General features: G+C 67.0%; 16 protein-coding genes. 7 read left to right on the plus strand and 9 right to left on the minus strand.

The features are described 5' to 3' along the window. Window positions 1–267 precede the first annotated feature (267 nt). Window positions 268–573 carry a hypothetical protein gene (locus ACYVAN_RS05100; RefSeq protein WP_460956157.1) on the plus strand — a complete coding sequence of 102 codons (306 nt, stop codon included), beginning with the start codon at window positions 268–270 and terminating at the stop codon, window positions 571–573. A gap of 281 nt (window positions 574–854) precedes the next feature. On the opposite strand, the gene ACYVAN_RS05105 is transcribed toward ACYVAN_RS05100, so the two are convergent. Next, the gene (locus tag ACYVAN_RS05105) at window positions 855–3,716 is read right to left on the minus strand and encodes a vitamin B12-dependent ribonucleotide reductase (RefSeq protein WP_460956159.1); all 2,862 of its coding nucleotides are present in this window, start codon (window positions 3,714–3,716) and stop codon (window positions 855–857) included. A gap of 157 nt (window positions 3,717–3,873) precedes the next feature. Then, entirely contained in the window at window positions 3,874–4,386 is a 513-nt protein-coding gene (gene nrdR, locus ACYVAN_RS05110) for a transcriptional regulator NrdR (RefSeq protein WP_460956161.1), read from the minus strand. A gap of 1,205 nt (window positions 4,387–5,591) precedes the next feature. Here nrdR and lexA point away from each other — a divergent pair. Further along, window positions 5,592–6,395, plus strand: coding sequence for a transcriptional repressor LexA (gene lexA / locus ACYVAN_RS05115; RefSeq protein ID WP_460956163.1), 804 nt, complete (start codon window positions 5,592–5,594; stop codon window positions 6,393–6,395). A gap of 139 nt (window positions 6,396–6,534) precedes the next feature. Here the strand turns inward: lexA and ACYVAN_RS05120 are convergent, their stop codons facing one another. The 5 genes from ACYVAN_RS05120 to ACYVAN_RS05140 form a co-directional block, all read right to left on the minus strand. Continuing rightward, window positions 6,535–7,572, minus strand: a complete 1,038-nt coding sequence (locus ACYVAN_RS05120; protein ID WP_460956165.1) for a hypothetical protein — start codon at window positions 7,570–7,572, stop codon at window positions 6,535–6,537. 32 nt (window positions 7,573–7,604) lie between these two features. Further along, on the minus strand, window positions 7,605–9,080 hold the full coding sequence (gene hflX / locus ACYVAN_RS05125; protein WP_460956167.1) for a GTPase HflX: 1,476 nt from the start codon (window positions 9,078–9,080) through the stop codon (window positions 7,605–7,607). Window positions 9,081–9,145: 65 nt separating this feature from the next. After that, window positions 9,146–9,997 (minus strand): diaminopimelate epimerase, encoded by an 852-nt coding sequence (gene dapF, locus ACYVAN_RS05130; RefSeq protein WP_460956169.1) that lies wholly within the window; start codon window positions 9,995–9,997, stop codon window positions 9,146–9,148. 10 nt (window positions 9,998–10,007) lie between these two features. Continuing rightward, window positions 10,008–10,925 (minus strand): tRNA (adenosine(37)-N6)-dimethylallyltransferase MiaA, encoded by a 918-nt coding sequence (gene miaA, locus ACYVAN_RS05135; RefSeq protein ID WP_460956171.1) that lies wholly within the window; start codon window positions 10,923–10,925, stop codon window positions 10,008–10,010. Between the two features lie 11 nt (window positions 10,926–10,936). Beyond that, window positions 10,937–11,662: a class III extradiol ring-cleavage dioxygenase family protein gene (locus ACYVAN_RS05140; protein ID WP_460956173.1), complete on the minus strand. Its 726-nt coding sequence runs from the start codon at window positions 11,660–11,662 to the stop codon at window positions 10,937–10,939. Between the two features lie 377 nt (window positions 11,663–12,039). Between ACYVAN_RS05140 and ACYVAN_RS05145 the strand changes: the two genes are divergently transcribed. Next, the gene (locus ACYVAN_RS05145) at window positions 12,040–13,365 is read left to right on the plus strand and encodes a DUF349 domain-containing protein (protein WP_460956175.1); all 1,326 of its coding nucleotides are present in this window, start codon (window positions 12,040–12,042) and stop codon (window positions 13,363–13,365) included. Window positions 13,366–13,488: 123 nt separating this feature from the next. Here the strand turns inward: ACYVAN_RS05145 and ACYVAN_RS05150 are convergent, their stop codons facing one another. Further along, window positions 13,489–14,001: an Rv2732c family membrane protein gene (locus tag ACYVAN_RS05150; RefSeq protein WP_460956177.1), complete on the minus strand. Its 513-nt coding sequence runs from the start codon at window positions 13,999–14,001 to the stop codon at window positions 13,489–13,491. Next, the gene (gene miaB, locus ACYVAN_RS05155; protein WP_460956374.1) at window positions 13,998–15,479 is read right to left on the minus strand and encodes a tRNA (N6-isopentenyl adenosine(37)-C2)-methylthiotransferase MiaB; all 1,482 of its coding nucleotides are present in this window, start codon (window positions 15,477–15,479) and stop codon (window positions 13,998–14,000) included. Before miaB ends, ACYVAN_RS05150 begins: the two co-directional genes overlap by 4 nt. A gap of 448 nt (window positions 15,480–15,927) precedes the next feature. On the opposite strand from miaB, the gene ACYVAN_RS05160 reads away from it, so the two are divergent. The 4 genes from ACYVAN_RS05160 (at window position 15,928) to ACYVAN_RS05175 (ending at window position 19,171) form a co-directional block, all read left to right on the plus strand. Then, a complete protein-coding gene (locus tag ACYVAN_RS05160; protein ID WP_460956376.1) occupies window positions 15,928–16,656 on the plus strand; it encodes an amino acid ABC transporter ATP-binding protein in 729 nt (242 codons plus the stop codon). 50 nt (window positions 16,657–16,706) lie between these two features. Continuing rightward, the gene (locus ACYVAN_RS05165; protein ID WP_460956179.1) at window positions 16,707–17,597 is read left to right on the plus strand and encodes a glutamate ABC transporter substrate-binding protein; all 891 of its coding nucleotides are present in this window, start codon (window positions 16,707–16,709) and stop codon (window positions 17,595–17,597) included. Between the two features lie 63 nt (window positions 17,598–17,660). Beyond that, the gene (locus tag ACYVAN_RS05170) at window positions 17,661–18,311 is read left to right on the plus strand and encodes an amino acid ABC transporter permease (protein ID WP_460956181.1); all 651 of its coding nucleotides are present in this window, start codon (window positions 17,661–17,663) and stop codon (window positions 18,309–18,311) included. After that, complete coding sequence (locus ACYVAN_RS05175) at window positions 18,308–19,171, plus strand: amino acid ABC transporter permease (RefSeq protein WP_460956183.1); 864 nt, start codon at window positions 18,308–18,310, stop codon at window positions 19,169–19,171. Before ACYVAN_RS05170 ends, ACYVAN_RS05175 begins: the two co-directional genes overlap by 4 nt. Window positions 19,172–19,203 lie beyond the last annotated feature (32 nt).

Here is a 19,203-nt window from a genome sequence, read left to right on the forward strand (position 1 = left end):
GTGTCAACATCAACGCACGGCGGGTTTACGCCAAACGGCCAAACCACACGCGAATGGACCAGCCGCCCACCGAGCCGACTCCAGCAGCCGCGATCACAATTGCTCGCGATGTTTCCCTTGGCTGCTCAGGTCGGGTTCAAGTCCGCTTGCAGTACAGTCGACCACCGCACACCCGATATATCGCCTCGCACGGTGGTGCTCCACCAGCGGTGATCCGACCACCACGCCTCACCCGCACCGCAAGAGTTCCAAGCCGAAGGAGCCCACATGCGCAGCATTCCCGCCGGCCTGTTGACCTCGGCCGGACTGGTCGGCGGATTCGCCGTCTCCAAAGCCACCAAGCACCGGCACTGGGGTGGTGCGGTGGCCGCGCTCGCGGGCATCGGTGCGGCGGAGAGCTGCCGCCGTCGCACCGGGATGGCGCGCGCCTCGGTACTGGCGGTCACCTACGCGTCCGCGCTCGCAGGCTCGCACCCGCTCGCCCGGAAAATCGGTGCCTGGCCCGCGGTCTGCACCGTCACCGCGGGCACCGCGGGAGCTGCTGCACTGCTCAGCCGCCGAACCGCGAAATAACTCCCCGACAGCCCGTCGGCCAGAGCTCGACACCACCGCCCCGAATCGCAACCGGTAGTAGTCGAGGTGCCAGATACCGCCGCTGAACAAGGTGGGGGCGGCCAGTTCCGCTGTGCGTTCCAGGACGGTGGAATCTGTTCGGCAGGAACGTGCGCGACGAGTGCCGCGGGGCATTCGATAAGGAGTCCCGGATTCGACCGGTCAGATGTGGGTTCGGGGAGCTGGTCCACAGACCAGCTCCCCGAACCCACGCTCAATCGCGGCTCCGTCGCCGCTCTACGTCAGCTGCAGCCGGAAGTGGACCCGCAGCCCTCGCAGAGGTAGCAGGACCCGGAGGGACGCATCTTCGTGCCGCAGGTCATGCACAGCGGCGCGTCAGCGGCCTTGCCCAACCGCAGCTCCAACAGCTCCGTCGAGCTACCGACCCGGTTTCCGTCCGAATCGACCTCTTCGGACGCCGGAGCCGAATCGTTCGCCGAATTCGTGGAGTTCGCCGGGTAGTCCACCGTGGACCGCATGGTGTCGAGGTCGACACCGTTCTCGTCGGACGGCGTGGTGTCGTAACCGGCCGCCTGCGCGGTTCGCTCGTCCGCGGTGAACACGCCCAACTGGGCACGCTTCTCGTAGGGCAGGTAGTCGAGCGCCAACCGGCGGAACAGGTAGTCCAGCACGCTGCTGGCCATCCGCACATCGGGATCGTCGGTCATCCCCGCCGGTTCGAAGCGAAGGTTCTGGAACTTCGCGACGTAGAACTCCAGCGGAATGCCGTACTGCAGACCGACGGAGATGGACATCGAGAAGGCGTCCATCACACCGGCCAACGTGGACCCCTGCTTGCCGAGCTTGACGAACATCTCGCCGAGCCCATCGTCCGGGTACGACCCCGCGTGCAAGTAGCCCTCGGCACCACCGACGGTGAACGACACCGTCTGGCTCGGACGCTTCTTCGGGAGGCGCTTGCGAACCGGGCGGTACTCGATCTGCTTCTCGGAGGCCTTGTCGCTCTCCTTCCGACCGCCCTTGCCCACCGAAAGCGGCTGGCCGACCTTGCAGTTGTCGCGGTAGATCGCCAGCGCCTTCAGGCCGAGCCGCCAACCCTCGAAGTAGATCTCCTCCACATCCGAGACCGAAGCCTCTTCCGGCATGTTGACCGTCTTGGAGATCGCCCCGGAGAGGAACGGCTGGACCGCCGCCATCATCCGGACATGGCCCATCGGGGCGATGGAACGCTGTCCCATCGCGCAGTCGAAGACCTCGTAGTGCTCCGGCCGCAAGCTGGGCGCGTCGATCACGTGGCCGTGCTCGGCGATGTACTCGACGACCGCCTCGATCTGCTCATCCTGGTAGCCGAGCGCCTTCAACGCACGGGGCACCGTCTGGTTGACGATCTGCATCGAACCGCCGCCGACGAGCTTCTTGAACTTGACCAGCGCCAGGTCGGGCTCGATGCCGGTCGTGTCGCAGTCCATCATCAGGCCGATGGTTCCGGTGGGCGCCAGCACCGACGCCTGCGCGTTGCGCCAGCCGTTCCGCGCACCGATGGCCAGTCCGTCCTGCCACACGCTCGTCGCCCGACGGTGTACGGCGACGTCGTTGCGGTGGTAAGTGCGGACCAGGTCGTTGGCAGCCGCGTGCTTGCGCATCACCCGCTGGTGCGCCTCTTCGTTGCGCGCGTATCCCTCGTAGGGACCGACGGCTCCGGCCAGCTCGGCCGACCGCTTGTAGGCGGTACCGGTCATCAGCGAGGTAACCGCCGCGGCGAGCGCACGCCCCCCGTCGGAGTCGTAGGCGTGACCGGTGGCCATCAACAGCGCGCCCAGGTTGGCGTAGCCGATGCCGAGCTGCCGGAACTTGCGCGTGGTGTCACCGATCGCCTCGGTCGGGAAGTCGGCGAAGCAGATCGAGATGTCCATCGCCGTGATGACGAACTCGACGGTCTTCTCGAAGAGCTCGGCATCGAACGTGAGGTCGTCGCGCAGGAACTTCATCAGGTTCAACGACGCCAGGTTGCAGCTGGAATTGTCCAGGTGCATGTACTCCGAGCACGGGTTGGACGCCGAGATCCGGCCGGTTTCCGGAGCGGTGTGCCAGTCGTTGATCGTGTCGTCGTACTGGATACCCGGGTCGGCGCACTCCCACGCCGCCTTGGCCATCTTGCGGAACAAGTCGCGGGATTGCACGGTCTCCACGCTCGAGCCGTCAGTGCGCGAGCGCAGCCCGAACCGCCCATCGCTCTCGACCGCACGCATGAACTCGTCGGAGACACGAATCGAGTTGTTCGCGTTCTGGTACTGCACCGACGAGCTGTCGGCGCCGCCCAGGTCCATGTCGAAGCCCGCATCGCGCAGCGCGCGAATCTTGTGCTCCTCCTTGGCCTTGGTCTCGATGAACTCCTCGACATCCGGGTGGTCGACGTCGAGGACAACCATCTTCGCCGCACGCCGGGTGGCGCCACCGGATTTGATCGTGCCTGCCGAGGCGTCCGCGCCACGCATGAACGACACCGGCCCCGAGGCGGTACCGCCGGAGGAGAGCAGCTCCCGCGAAGAGCGGATCCGGGAAAGGTTCAGGCCTGCGCCGGAACCACCCTTGAAGATCAGCCCCTCTTCCTTGTACCAGTTGAGGATCGACTCCATCGTGTCGTCGACCGAGAGGATGAAGCACGCCGAGACCTGCTGCTTCGAACTGGTGCCGACGTTGAACCACACGGGCGAGTTGAAGCTGAACACCTGGTGCAGCAGCATCCAGGTCAGCTCGTGCTCGAAGATCTCCGCGTCCTTGTCGGTGGCGAAGTAGCCGTGCTCGACACCGTTGCGCACGTAGGTGTGCACGACGCGGTCGATGAGCTGGCGCAGGCTGCTCTCGCGCTGTTCGCTACCGGCCGCTCCCCGGAAGTACTTGCTGGTCACGATGTTGACCGCGTTCAACGACCAGAATTCGGGGAACTCGACACCCCGCTGCTCGAAATTGACCGAACCGTCACGCCAGTTCGTCATCACCACGTCTCGGTGTTCCCAGGTCACCTCGTCGTAGGGATGCACCCCCTCCGTCGTGTAGACCCGATCCACCCGGATGCCCTCGCCCCGGGCACCTGTGTCCGGCTCCCCCGCAACACCGGCCGGGCTGTCGACGGTCTCTGTCATGACCTGACCCTCTTCCTCATCGCTCACTGGTCGTGCCTTGCCCCCGTCCGGGCTCCCCGTCCGGTTCGGTCGCATTTCGTCTTGCAGTGACGGCCCACCCTGGACCGCCGAACGCCGCGCATTGGCCGTACCACCACGGCCCGACCGTCGCCGCGACTTACCCATTGCTTCCCGCCTTCTCCTCAGCGCCATCGCCCTCGGCAGCCTCGGACTTCCGCTCATCGGCGACCCGGAGCTCCACGATCTCCCGCTCGAAGTCCTCGACTGAGGAGAACGCCCGGTACACACTCGCGAAGCGGAGGTACGCGACCTCGTCCAGCTCGCGGAGCGGCCCGAGGATCGCGAGACCCACCTCGTGGCTGGGCAGCTCCGATACCCCCAACGAACGCACGGCTTCCTCGACCCGATGGGCGAGCTGCTGCAACGCGTCCTCTTCGACCGGCCTCCCCTGGCACGCCCGGCGCACGCCGCGCACGACCTTCTCGCGGCTGAAGGGTTCGGTCACGCCGGAACGTTTGACCACGGAAAGCACGATCTCCTCGATCGTCGTGAACCTGCTGCCGCACTTCGAACACGAGCGCCTGCGCCGAATGGCCTGACCTTCCTCGACTTCACGCGAGTCGATCACACGGGAGTCGTCCCCACGACAGAACGGACACCGCACCAACACTCACCCCCTTCCCATGATCGTCCGACCCGAACGAATTACCACCGAGCGATCAGCTTGCACGTGCCGTAATCGCGAGGACACCGCAGTCGCAACTTGTGGAGTAACTACACCGACGAAACTACTAGATGTTGTGGTCCAGCTTAATCCGCCCCGCACCCGTAAGCCAAACCGACACGGCGATGCGGCAACGACCGGCGAAGACACGCAGGCAGACACACCTGAAGGCCCGAACAAACCCGGACACTCCTGAAACCGCCCCGGAAGAGCACTCACCAGACGCCGGCGGCACTCCCCCAGTCCGGCCGGACCGCCCCTTCGGCCCCAGACCGACCCAGGATCGCGGCATCCCACAGGCTCCCACTCGGCTCCGCCGAAACCGGCATCGCTCCCACTCGTTCGAGCGGTACATCACCGCCGTTACCGAACAGGCCCAGCAACACCCCCAGAAGGACGGTGAAGACGGCCACAGCGCCCAACCAGACCCACTCGCATTGATCACGTCGGTCGCGTTCGGCCACGCATCCGACCGGCAAGCGCGCTCGTGCCGAACTGTGCGCGCTCTCGGCGTTCGAACGCCGCGGCCCCGCACTCCGGGCACGCACCGGAGGACACCCCGGCCCCCTTCCACGCCCCACCGTCGACGAACGCTGCGAGCCATCCGGAGCGACACTCCGACCTCGCGCCACCGCCGTCCGCTTCGGCACCGGAGCTTTCGCCTCCCCGTGGACCGCCATCACGCCTCCCGCACTATCCGCCATCCCGGCAGCCACTCACTCGTCCCGGCAGCCACTCACTCGTCCCGGCAGCCACTCGCTCGTCCCGGCAGCCACTCATTGGGTCGAAAGAATGTTCGATCGAATCTGTGTGCGATTGTGTACCAATCCGGGCGGGGAAATCGACCCTTGTCGTCCAATCGATTCGAAATTAGCTCGAACAGGTGTTTGATCTCCGTCTCTGTCCGGTCTACTGTGGAAATCAGGAGTCTCAGAGCTGCTCAGCCAGGGGTAACGCTGGCTAGGCGTAACTCCGGCCAGGCGTAGCGTCGACCCGGGGTAACTCCGGCCAGGGGCAACTCCAGCCAGGCGTAACGCCGGCCAGGAGCGACGCGGTAGGGCAGCTCACGGCTGGGAGCAGCTCTCGACACGGGGTCGAGTCGGCAAGGGGCTTCGAGTCGTAAGCGACTTCGGTCACGTGGTCAGGAGGCAATGTTGACGAGGAATGCGATCAGCCCGACCGAGGACGGTCCCACCGAGGACGGCCCTACTGCGGAGGGCGCGACCGGGGACGGGGTGACCGGGAACGGGGTGACCGCGGACCGGGCGACCGAGGTCGAGGACCCGCCTACCGAAGTTCATGCCCTCCCCCAGCAGCCCGGCCCCGCCGAAGAAGAGCTGAGCCAACGCCAGCTCAAGGTCCTCGAAGCGATCCGCGAATGGATGCGTGACCATGGCTACCCGCCGAGCGTCCGGGAGATCGGCGACGCGGTCGGACTGACCTCGACCTCGTCGGTGGCGTATCAGCTGCGCGTGCTCGAGAAGAAGGGCTACCTGCGGCGGGATCCGCATCGGCCTCGAACGGTCGGCGTGTTGGTCACCGATTCCGAACAGGCGAACGCCGATCTCGAGACGCAGACCAAACCCGCCTACGTTCCGGTGGTCGGTCGCATCGCGGCGGGTGGCCCCATTCTCGCCGAGGAAGCGATCGAAGACGTCTTTCCACTGCCCAAGGAGATCGTCGGCGAAGGTGCGCTGTTCCTGCTCCAGGTGGTCGGAGATTCCATGGTCGACCTCGCGATCACGGACGGCGACTGGGTTGCGGTGCGCCAGCAACCGGATGCCGATAACGGCGACGTCGTGGCAGCGATGATCGACGGCGAGGCGACGGTCAAGACCTTCAAGCGCACCGACGACCACGTCTGGCTCGTTCCGCACAACGAAGCGTACGAAGCCATCCTCGGCGACGACGCTACGGTTCTCGGCAAGGTGGTCGCGGTCCTGCGTAGGCTCTGAACCGTCTCAAGTCGTTTCGGACACGAGTTCGCCCAACGCCTGTCGCCCAACGCCTGACACCGCCCCAACGCCGCTCCCGCGGGTCTTACGCCGCCCCTCCACCGACGTGCTCAGCGTCGACGCCCTTGGGCGGACGTGCTCAGCGCCGACGGAGCCGGCTACCCACGAACATGATCACAACAGCGAGACACCCCGCGAGGATCAGCGCTCTGCCGGTCGGCATCGACTCGGACGACTGCCGCGGCTCCTCCTGCGACGCGGCGCTGTCCGGTCGGCCCGATTGCGCCTCCGGCCGGCCCGATCGTGTGTCCGGACTTTCCGTGGCCATCGGCATCTCACGTGCGACCTCGGATGCTCCCGAAACGGCCCGTACCGGGTACTGCCCTTCCGAGGCCGAAAGCAGCGTGCCGTCCGGTTCCCAGGCGATCGCCTCGCCCTGCGGCTCGTTCGGCAGGGGAACTCGAAGTGGCTCCCGTTGGAGGGCCGCGACCACATCACCGTCCGGAGCGTGAAAGATGTACGCCTCGGTGTAGGTCCGGACGGCCACGAGCGTGCCGTCCCGGCTCACCGACGCCCCGGTCACCATTCGTGATCCGATGTTGCTGGCTACCGGACCACCCGGCGAGTCCGTACTGCTCAACGCCAGTGAACCCACTCGCTGCAGCGGAACCGCGGCGTCCGCGGTCAGGGCCTCCGTCGGCCGGTATACCCCGGCCTCACCGAACGGCTCCTTGGTGACGATGTGCGGCACACCCGCACGGTCGAGCAGCAACGCCTCCGCATCGTGTGATCCATCCGGGTAGGCCATGCGGAACAGTTCCGATTCTCCTCCCGGTGCGAGCACGTGCATCGCGACCGTTTCCCGTCGGCCACGGTTGTCGCCGATGTCCGCGAGCCACACGTCACCCCCGGGCGCCAGTGCCAGGTCCTCGACGTCGTACGGATCCTGCTCGGCGGTACGTACTTCACGCACCGCGCAGTTCGCCGGATCCAGTACGAATACCCGCAGCGAAGTACCGCCGTCGTTGGTCGCGAACCAGGACGTGCCGTTCGAAGCGAGCCCGGAGAGTTCGTTCAGCCGCGGGTCATCGACCGTGCAACGCTCGGACGGGGCAGAGACCCCATCGCCCGCACGAGGTGCGGCCGCCGCCGCACCTGAGGAAACAGGCAGCAACACCGCGACAGCGAAGCCGCCGAGCAGCCGACGCCTCATGCACTGGCGGCGAACGGTTCGAGCACCCCCGCCAGGTCCGACTTCACCTTCGCCCGGACGTGGGTGCCCTCGGCGGTGTGTTCCTCGTCGACGATCTCGCCTTCCGAGTGCACTCGAGCCACCAGCTCACCTCGCGTGAACGGCACCAGCGCATCCACGAAGATCTCCGGGCGCGGCAACCGGTCGGCGATGATCTCGCGTAGCGAATCCACGCCGGTCCCCGTGTGGGCGGATACGAACACCGCCCCGGGCAACAACCTGCGCAGCTCGGCGACCCGGGTGGCACCGATGGCATCGGTCTTGTTCACGACGAGGAGCTCCGGTGGGACGGCTTCCCCGTTCTCCTCGGCAATCTCGTTGAGGACCTGCCGGACCGCGACCACCTGCTCGTACGGTACGGCCTCCGCACCGTCGACGACGTGGACCAGGAGGTCCGCGCCGGTCACTTCTTCCAGCGTCGAACGGAACGCCTCGACGAGCTGGTGAGGCAGATGCCGCACGAACCCGACCGTGTCGGTCAGCGTGTAAGCGCGGCCGTCCGGGGTTTCCGCGCGTCGAGTAGTGGGGTCGAGGGTCGCGAAGAGCGAGTCCTCGACCAGCGCCCCCGCATTGGTGAGGGCGTTGAGCAGACTCGACTTGCCCGCGTTGGTGTACCCCGCGATCGCGACGCCCGCGACCTCGTTGGCGTAGCGCTGCCCGCGCTTGGTGTCGCGGACCGTGCGCATCGCGCCGATCTCCTTGCGCAACTTGCTGATGCGCTTGTGGATACGCCTCCGGTCGGTCTCCAACTTCGTCTCACCAGGACCACGAGTACCGACGCCACCATTGGCACCACCGGCACGGCCACCGGCCTGCCGGGACATCTTGTCGCCCCAACCGCGCAGGCGCGGCAGCATGTACTGGAGTTGGGCGAGCTCGACCTGCGCCTTGCCCTCCTTGGAGCTGGCGTGCTGAGCGAAGATGTCCAGGATCAGCGCCGTGCGGTCGATGACCTTGACCTTCAGTTTGTCCTCGAGCTGGCGCAACTGGCCCGGCGAGAGTTCGCCGTCGCAGATGACGGAGTCCGCTCCGGTGGAGGCGACCACATCGCGCAGCTCTCGCACCTTGCCGGAGCCGACGTAGGTCGCCGGGTCCGGGCGAGGACGGCGCTGGATGAGACCTTCGAGCACTTGGGAGCCCGCCGTCTCGGCGAGCAGCCCCAGTTCACTGAGCGAAGCGTCCGCGTGGGCCGCATCGCCTTCGGTCCAGACGCCGACTAGGACAACGCGTTCGAGCCGAAGGCGTCGGACCTCGACTTCGGTGACGTCCTCGAGTTCGGTGGACAGTCCGACGACTCGACGCAGGGAAACGCGGTCGGCGCGATCCATTTCCCCCGTGGACGGTTCGTCTCCGAGGACCGGTTCGTATCCGTCGGCTTCAACTCCGTCGGTTTCAACAGGGTCGAAGTCCGCAGTTCGGGCAGATTTTCTCATATCGCCATCATTGTCCCACGGCACGCGACCGGTTTTCACCCTCCGCGCGGGCCGAACCCCTGGGTTCAGCCGAATTCGATCGCGCGCCACCAGCGAGCGTCGAGCCGACCTTCCCCGACCAGCACGGCGGGCCCGGTGAGGTAGCTCGTGGATTCACCGATCTCGACCTCGACCGCACCGCCGAGAACCTCCACGATGCGACTGCCCTCGGCGAGTCCATCGGCGCGCAGGGCCGCGACCGCCGCAGCCACGGTTCCGGTTCCGCAGGACTTCGTCTCGCCTACACCCCGCTCGTGCACGCGCATGCGCACCTCGTCCTGCCGGGTACGACGCACGAACTCCACGTTCACCCCGTTCGGGAACACGCCCGTATCGAAGCTCGGGGCGTCCGCAAGGTCGAGCACGTCGAGGTCCGCGTCGGTCACGCAGGCCAGGTGCGGATTTCCGAGGTCCACGGCGACACCGGCGAACTCCGCACCGTCGATCACCGCGCTCGACTCGGCGAAGACCGTGGCGCGCCCCATGTCCACCGTCACCCGTCCATCCGGGTGAACGACTACCGGACGAACACCGGCGCGCGTGCCCACCAACACCTCGCCGACACCCGCCAAGCCTGTCTCGACGAGGTACTTCGCGAACACGCGAACCCCGTTGCCGCACATCTCGGCGATGGACCCGTCGGCGTTGCGGTAGTCCATGAACCAGACCTCGGGCGGCACCTCGGCGGGAGCATCCGGTAGCTCCCCGGCGCGAACGACCCGCAGGACCCCGTCACCACCGACTCCCGCACGCCGGTCGCACAGCGCGCGCACGTGGGCCTCCGTGAGCTTCAGCCGGCCGTCCGGATCGGGCAGCACGACGAAGTCGTTCTGGGTGCCGTGGCCCTTCGCGAATTCGGGCCCGTCGGAGAAACGCACGCCGGTCATCCTACGTTTCGAACCGGGAACCGGCCGCGGCCACCAGGTTCGGATCCGCCGCATCCAACCAGTGGATCCGCTGGTCCCGCCGGAACCACGACCGCTGCCTGCGGACGAACCGCCTGGTCAGCTTCGCGGTCTCGGCCGAGGCCGCGGCCATGTCCCCGCCACCGTCGAGTTCGGCGAGCACCTGCTGGTAACCGAGGGCGCGAGAAGCGGTCCGACCACGTCGCAGTCCCCGCTGATCGAGCGCACGCACCTCCTCGACCAGGCCAGCGTCGAACATGCGGGTCACGCGCAGATCCACCCGATCGTCGAGATCCGCCACGGGGCGGTCCAACCCCAGGAGCACGGCGTCGTACCGGGGCGACCCCGACTTCGGCAGATTCGCCGAGAACGGCCTGCCGGTGATCTCGATGACTTCGAGGGCCCGCACCAGTCGCCGCCCGTTGCTGGGCAGGATCGATTCGGCCGCCGTCGGATCGAGCATCGCGAGGCGGCGGTGCAGCTCGGCGGCGCCGCTCCGGTGCAGCTCCTCTTCCCACCTCGCGCGCACGGTGGGGTCCGTTCCCGGAAATCGCAGGTCATCCACGACAGCCTGCACGTAGAGTCCCGATCCGCCGACGAGCACCGGTGTCTTCGACCTGGCCAGGACGTCTTCGACTACGGCTCGCGCCTGCCGCTGATAAGCAGCGACCGAAGCGGTCTCGGTGACGTCGAGTACGTCGAGGAGGTGGTGGGGGATTCCCCTCCGCTCGATCGGGGCGAGCTTCGCGGTGCCTATGTCCATCCCCTGGTAGAGCTGCATCGCATCGGCGTTGATCACTTCGCCGTCGAATCTCGTGGCGAGTTCGACACCGAGTTCGGACTTGCCCGTCGCGGTGGGACCGACGACGGCGACCAGCCGGGACAGGGACACAGTGGACACGAGGACCGAGCCTAACCGTTCCCGCGGGACCAGACCGCCACGTGGTAGGTCACACCGAGCGGAGTGGCGGAGTACAACAAGTCACTTCGCCACTCTCCAGCCGCAGAGCTGACGACACCGACCATCGCGTGCAGCGCGGCGCGTCCACGCACGCCCAATTCCCCCGCGAGCCCGGCGTCCAGATCGGTCAAGCCCTGCGGGTCCGCGCCTGCCAGCGCATCACGCATCCGTGCGTCGAAACCGGCCGCGCGCTCGTCGGGTGGAACGGGAGAGCGCTCGTCACTCCGGTCGGTGCCGTCGCAGAGCACCAGCAGACCCGTCGGGTTCGGTCTCGCGGCAGCTTCGATTCGCGCTCCGCGGGCACGGCACTCCTCCGGGCCCGCGGTTTCGGGCAGCAGGTGGGTGGTTACCCGATCGGCCCCGCTCCGCCCTCGCAACCACCCTGCCATCAGGGCGGGCAGCGGCAGCTGTGGATCCGGTGGGAGTCCGCCGCGTCCGCCCAGCGTGACCGGCACGTCCACCCCGTAGCCCGCGAATGTGCCCGCGGTTTCCGGCCCGCAAACCCGTGAACCGGATGGTTCTGCACCGAGGGCCACCCATTCCGGAGCGACTTCAGTCACACTGGACGCAGCGCGCAAGCAGGCGCTCCGCAGCTGCTCGACCTCCGCGCCGGCCCGCACGGTCAGCTCGGGGACCAGCAGCGGTGGATACGGCACCACAGCGATACGGTTGATCACACCCATGCACGGTAGAGGCCCCGAGCAGCACTTGGTGGAACAGGGAGCGGATAAGCGCGTGAACCGCGTGCTTCTCGCAACCTGTCCGCCCGTGCGCGGCGCTGCCTGCGTGCTATCAGGCAACCGATCAGAATGGGAGCAGTGCCGGCCACGACGCGCACCGGAGACCCCCGGGACGTGGTATCAGGGAAGTTCGGACACCACCGGAACCCACGCGGGCGCCTCGGAGTACCGGTGCGAGCCGTGACCTGTTTGAATGCGCCAGCGAAGGCCGGACCGTCCACAGGGTTCGGGCCGACGCTTGCTGGGCCCCGCCACGCGGGGCGTCCGTGCACTGCACGGGCATCGATGCGCCGCATGCGAGGAGGAAGCCGGCCATGAAGCACGAGGACACGACCCCGGAGGCCGTTGCCAACGCGACGACCACGGATTCGACCACAGGCGATACCGGGTCGACCACGGCTCCGCCCGCGGTTCGAGCCGCCTCCAACAACCCTTCCAAGTGGGGTCGGGTCGATTCCGACGGCACGGTGTACGTGCACACCACCGAGGGCGACCGCGCGGTTGGTTCCTGGCAAGCCGGTGACACCGCCGAAGGACTGAGCCTGTTCGCTCGGAAGTTCGACGACATGCTCACCGAGGTGGAGCTCCTGGAGACCAGGCTCAACGCGCACGCAGGTGACCCCAAGCAGGCTCTGGCCACAGCCAAGCACCTGCGCGACGGGCTGGCCGATGCGGCCGTGATCGGCGACCTGGAGTCGCTGGGAGCGCGAATCGACCACCTCATCGAGCACGCCACGAGGGCGGTCGAAGACGCGAAGACCCAGAAGGATCAGGCCCGGGCGGACGCGATCGCGCGGAAGGAAGCGCTCGTCGCCGAAGCCGAGCAGATCGGGTCCGAGGCGACTCACTGGAAGAACGCCGGGGATCGGTTGCGGAAGATCTTCGAGGAGTGGAAGTCGATCCGAGGGGTCGACCGCAAGACCGACGAGCAGCTGTGGCGCCGCTTCTCCAAGGCGCGGGAGACCTTCAACCGGAGGCGCGGCTCTCACTTCGCCGATCTGGACCGCCAGCGCGCCGCCGCGAAGGCCCACAAGCAGGAACTCGTCGACATCGCCGAATCACTGACCGATTCCACCGACTGGGGACCGACCGCCAACCGGTACAAGCAGCTCATGGCGGATTGGAAGGCTGCCGGACGCGCGCCGAAGGACAGCGACGAGGCACTGTGGCAGCGCTTCCGGGCGGCCCAGGACACGTTCTTCGCCAGGCGCTCGGAGGCCTTCTCCGAGCGCGATGCGGAGTTCGCCGAGAACGCCAAGCTCAAGGAGGAACTGCTGGCGGAAGCCGAGCAGATCGACCCCTCCACGGGTCTGAAGGCGGCCCAGAACCACTTGCACCGGATCCAGCAGCGCTGGGACGAGATCGGCAAGGTTCCCCGGGAGCGAATGCGCGAGCTCGAGAACCGGCTGCGCACGATCTCCGACCGCGTTCGCAATGCTTCGGACGCGCAATGGCGCCGCAGCGACCCGGAGGCGCAAGCCCGGGTCGATCAGTTCCGGGAGCGGGTGGAGCAGTTCCAGTCGCAGGCGGACAAGGCCCGCGCGGCGGGCGACGAACGGCGCGCCAAGAAGGCCGAGGAGCAGGCTGCGCAATGGCGAGAATGGCTCACGGCCGCGGAACAGGCGTTGGCCAGCCGCTGACGGAGACGAGGCGGGGCCCCCGAGCAGGTATTCCGGTCCGGGGGCCGCAGCCCGGCTGGCGGCTGGACAGCCGCGTTCGAACGCGGCCGGTTCAGACGCTCCCGGTTCGGCCGCGCGAGCCGGTCAGCTCCGGGACCACGCGATGCGCAGCCACTGGATTGCGAGCACCAGCATGCAGAGCACCGCGAGGGCCAGTCCGAAGGACGGGCCGGCGTGCGGTGTGGTCTGGCGGGACCAGATCGCGATCAGACCTTCGAACGACACGATCCCCGACGTGAAGGCGGCGAGGAAGGCCAAAGCCCACCGCCGGGTCACAAGCGCGACCGCACCGATGCCCACTCCTGCGATACCCGAGTTGATCGCGAACAGTCGGGGCAGCAGCCCGACGTCGAGGGCGGGATCCGCCTGTCCCGAAAGCACCTGCCAACCGGGCGCCGCCGCGATCCAGGGCATGAGCGACGAGCTCACCAGTACCAGCATGACCGCGGCGATGACCAAGGCCCGCTTGCCCGGATCGATCCTGCGTAGCAGTTCTCGCTCGGCCTTCGGGAGCTGTTGCCGGTGTTCCCGGCCGGCCTGCGAAATGCGCGGTTGATCCGCCGGATGTTCCGGCTGGTTCGGGTCTCGCTCACTCAACAGGCACATCCCTGATCGGTCTTCGGCTCGTCGGCTGGCGCGCCAAAGGAAGGCAGACCCAGGGTCACTCCGGAGGTCTTGGGACGCCGTCCCTCCTCCCAATGGTCACCGGCGCGGGTGCGCCGGTGAGCGAGGATCTCGGCGTCGGCGACCAAGTGGTGCGGCGCGGCACGAGTGATCGTGGTGTGCACGACGTCGCCCGGCCGGATCTCCCCATCGACGCCGTCGGGAGCGAAGTGCACGAGCCGCCCGTCCCTGGCGCGCCCGGAAAGCCTGCGGGTCTCGCTGTCCTTGCGCCCCTCGCCCTCGGCGACCAGCAGTTCCACCTGTCGCCCCACGAGCTCCTTGTTGAGTTCCCAGGAGATCTCGTTCTGCAGCGCGACAAGGCGCTCGTAGCGCTCCTGCACCACTTCCTTCGGGAGCTGCCCGTCCATGTCGGCGGCCGGGGTACCGGGGCGTTTCGAGTACTGGAAGGTGAATGCACTGGCGAACCGGGCCTGGCGGACGACTTCCAGAGTCGCTTCGAAGTCCTCTTCGGTTTCGCCCGGGAACCCCACGATGATGTCGGTGGTGATCGCGGCATCCGGCATCGCTTCCCGTACCTTCCGCAGGATGTCGAGGAAGCGTTCCGAGCGGTAGGAGCGACGCATCGCCTTGAGGACGCGGTCCGAGCCGGCCTGCAGCGGCATGTGCAGCTGGTGGCAGACATTGGGCGTCTCGGCCATCGCGGCGATCACGTCGTCGGTGAAGTCCCTGGGGTGCGGCGAGGTGAACCGCACCCGTTCCAGCCCTTCGACGTCCCCGCACGACCGCAACAGCTTGCCGAAGGCGAATCGGTCCCCGAACTCGACACCGTAGGCGTTCACGTTCTGTCCGAGGAGCGTCACCTCGAGCACGCCTTCGGACACCAGCGCCTCCACCTCGGAGAGCACCTCACCCGGTCTGCGGTCCTTCTCCTTGCCACGCAGGGCGGGCACGATGCAGAAGGTGCAGGTGTTGTTGCAGCCGACCGACACCGACACCCAGCCGGAATAGGCGGATTCGCGCCGCGCGGGCAGGGTCGACGGGAAGACGTCGAGCGATTCGAGGATCTCGACCTCGGCCTCTTCGTTGTGCCGGGCGCGTTCGAGCAGGGTGGGTAGCGACCCGAGGTTGTGGGTGCCAAAGACGACGTCGACCCACGGCGCGCGCCGGACGATCTCACCGCGGTCCTTCTGCGCCAGGCAGCCGCCGACGGCGATCTGCATGCCGGGGTTCTTCTGCTTGGCCGGTCGCAGGTGGCCGAGGTTGCCGTAGAGCCGGTTGTCGGCGTTCTCCCGCACCGCGCAGGTGTTGAACACGACCACGTCCGGCGCGTCGACATCACCGGGTGCGCGCACATATCCGGCGTCTTCCAGCATCCCGGACAGACGCTCGGAATCATGCACGTTCATCTGGCAGCCGTACGTACGGATCTGGTAAGTCTTCTCGCCCGTCATCGCGCTCACGTTCCCACCGTATCCCCTGATCAGAGGCCCTGTTGCAGCACCCACCCGGCAGCACCCACCCGGCAGGGTCGAGCCGACGTCTCGAGATCATCGACTACCGGGCGCGGCGGGGAGCCATCGGCTCCGGCGCGCGCACGCCAGGGCACATCGCCCTGACGACCAGGACCGTTCGGCGTCGCCCGGCCACTTCGCGAACGGCCACCTCACGAAGCCCCAGGGTAGTTCGAGCGCATACCGCTCCCGAATCGGCATCGTCACCAGCAGACACGCCGAGTGCCAAATCGGACACAAAGGTCATACGTAATTGATTTGCAACCTCAGGAGCAGCAGTTTCCACTGGACCTTTCCAGTCACGGGCTCTAGGTTTTGCGCCATCGCTTTCGAGTTGTATCGATCAGGAGAGTGCATGACCGCAGAGGAAACGGACCCGCCCGCACCGATGATCCGGATGTCAGCGGTCGACAAACACTTCGGCTCGCTGCACGTCCTGAAGAACATCGATGTCGAGGTTCCTCGCGGTCAGGTCGTCGTGGTGCTGGGCCCGTCCGGGTCGGGCAAGTCGACGCTGTGCAGGGCCATCAACCGACTCGAACCCGTCGATTCCGGCAGTGTCGAGATCGATGGCGTTCCGCTGCCGGTCGAGGGACGCGGGCTGGCCGAGCTTCGGGCCGACGTCGGAATGGTCTTCCAGCAGTTCAACCTGTTCGCGCACAAGAGCATCCTGGACAACGTCACGCTCGGGCCGATCAAGGTTCGCAAGCTCGACAAGGCGACCGCGAGAGAAGAGGCGACCAGTCTCCTGGAACGCGTCGGTATCGCCGACCAGGCGGACAAGTATCCCGCCCAGCTCTCCGGTGGCCAGCAGCAGCGGGCAGCGATCGCCCGTGCGCTCGCGATGCGGCCGAAGGTGATGCTCTTCGACGAGCCGACCTCCGCGCTCGACCCCGAGATGGTCAACGAGGTCCTCGACGTCATGACCGGCCTCGCGTCCGAGGGCATGACGATGGTCGTCGTCACCCACGAGATGGGGTTCGCCCGCCGCGCCGCGCACCGCGTGCTGTTCATGGCCGACGGCGAAGTCGCCGAGGACACCTCACCGACGAAGTTCTTCAGCGAACCCGAAACGGATCGGGCGAAGGACTTCCTCGGCAAGATCCTGACCCACTGACGCGCAATGGGGCGAGGCAGCCGGGAATTCACGGAAGGTATGGAGAGATCATGAAGCTACGCACGCTGGCAGCAGGGCTCCTGGTCGGCAGCCTCGCCCTGGCGGGTTGCGGCCGCGAAGGCAGCCCGAACCAGGACGGACCCGAACTCGACTACACGGTCGCGAGTGACGTAGCGGTCGAAGGTTCGCCGACCTTCGATCGGATGAAGCAGCGGGACAAGGTCATCGTCGGGGTCAAGGAGGACCAGCCGCAGCTCGGTTATCGGGATCCCGTGACCAACGAGTACTCGGGCTTCGACGTGGAGATCGCCCGCATGGTGACCGCGAAGCTCGGTTTCGACCCCAAGACCAAGATCGAGTACCGGCCGATCCCGAGCACCGCGCGGGAGCAGGCCATCGCCAACGGCGAGGTCGACTACTACGTCGGCACCTACACGATCAACGACAAGCGCAAGCAGCAGGTGGGCTTCGCCGGGCCTTACTACATGGCCGGTCAGGACCTCCTCGTACGCGCGGACGAGGGCGAGATCACCGGACCGGAGACGCTCAAGGGCAAGAAGGTCTGCTCGGCGACCGGTTCGACACCGATCCAGCAGGTCCGGGAGAAGCAGCTGACCGAGCCGGAGAACATCGTCGAGTTCCAGCGCTACTCCGAGTGCGTGCAGCAACTGCTCGACGGTCAGGTCGACGCCGTCACCACCGACGACGCCATCCTGAAGGGCTATGCCGCCGAGGACTCCGAAAAGCTCCGTGTCGTCGGCAAGACCTTCTCCGATGAGCCCTACGGCGTGGGCATGGCGAAGGACGACGCCGCGCTGCGCGACAAGGTCAACGACATCCTGGAGCAGGCCGCCGACAGTGGCGAGTGGAAGCGCATCTACGACGCGACGCTGGGCAAGTCCGGCAGCGACGCCGAAGCTCCGCCCGTCAACCGGTACTGATCGTCTCCGCGTGCCCGGGCGATGTCCTCGCCCGGGCACGCGGTCGTCGACGGAGGCAAATCCTTGTTCGACATCCTGCTGGACTACTGGGATGTATTTCTCAACGGATTCGTGCACACCATCCAGCTTTTCCTGCTCTCGGCAGCGGGTTCGCTGGTGTTGGGAACGATCCTCGCCACCTTCCGCGTGAGCCCGGTCCCCGCTCTGCGGGCCCTGGGCACCGGCTATGTGACTCTGCTGCGCAACACGCCGCTGACGCTGGTCTTCTTCTTCTTCGTTTTCGCCTACCCGCAACTCGAACTGATGGAGTTCCCGTTCTTCACCGCCGCGGTGGTGGCGCTGACGGTGTACACCTCGGCGTTCGTCTGCGAGGTAGTGCGAGCGGGAATCAACACCATCCCGGTGGGGCAGGCGGAGGCCGCGCGCGCGATCGGACTCGGTTTCCGCCAGTCGCTGGGTTCGGTGATCCTCCCCCAAGCCTTCCGCGCGACCGTTCCGCCCCTGGTGAGCGTACTGATCGCACTACTCAAGAACACCACCGTCGCCGCGGGCTTCAGCGTGAGTGAGATCGGATCGGTCATCCCGTACTTCAACGAGGTCGGGGAACCAGCGCTCGACGCCTTCGTCTGGATCGCAGTCGGATTCCTGATCCTGGTCATCCCGTTGACGCTCGTCCAGCGGGCTTTCGAGAAGCGGTGGAGCGTGACGCGATGAGCAACGTCCTGTTCGACACCCCGGGGCCGCGCGCCCGCGCGCGCAACCGCGTGGTCAGCCTGGTCAGCCTCGTTCTGGTGCTGGCGGCGATCGGCTACGTGCTCTATCGCTTCTACCTCACCGGCCAGTTCGACGCGAGCAAGTGGGACTGGCTGCTCTACGAGCAGATCCAGCTGAGCCTGCTCGACGCGCTGTGGAAGACGCTGAGCGCGTTCGCCACCGGTGCTGTGCTGTCGCTGGTGTTCGGTGCGCTCTTCGCCCTCGGCCGGGTCTCCGACCGCGCTTGGATACGCGTGCCAGCCGGCGCCGTCGTGGAGCTCTTCCGCGCGTTGCCACTGGTCATCCTGATCTTCTTCCTCTATTATGCGGCGCCCTCCATCGGGTTCGACGTCGGCCAGTTCTGGTCGGTCGTGCTCGGCCTGATGCTGTACAACGGTTCGGTCCTCGCCGAGGTCTTCCGGGCAGGCATCGCCTCGTTGCCGCGCGGCCAGACCGAAGCTGCCTACGCCATCGGACTCCGCAAGAACCAGGCCATGACCAGCGTGGTGCTGCCCCAGGCGCTGCGCGCCATGCTGCCCGCGATCGTCAGCCAGCTGGTGGTGCTGCTCAAGGACACCGCACTCGGTTTCCTGATCACCTACCAGGAGCTGCTGTACTACGCCCGCTACCTCGGTGGTCTGCCGACCCTGGACCGACCGATCATCCCGGTCAGCATGGTCGTGGCGGCGATGTACATCTCGCTGTGCTTGTTGCTGACGTGGTTCGCCCACTACCTCAGCAAGCGCAGTGCGCGCACGCCCAAGAACAAGCGGACCGCCGCGAACGTCGACAAGCCGGTCACCGCGGCCCTCGACGAGTAGGCTGCTCGCCGACCGGGCGCACTGCCGCTGTG

The sequence above is a fragment of the Parasphingorhabdus pacifica genome, assembly GCF_054779195.1.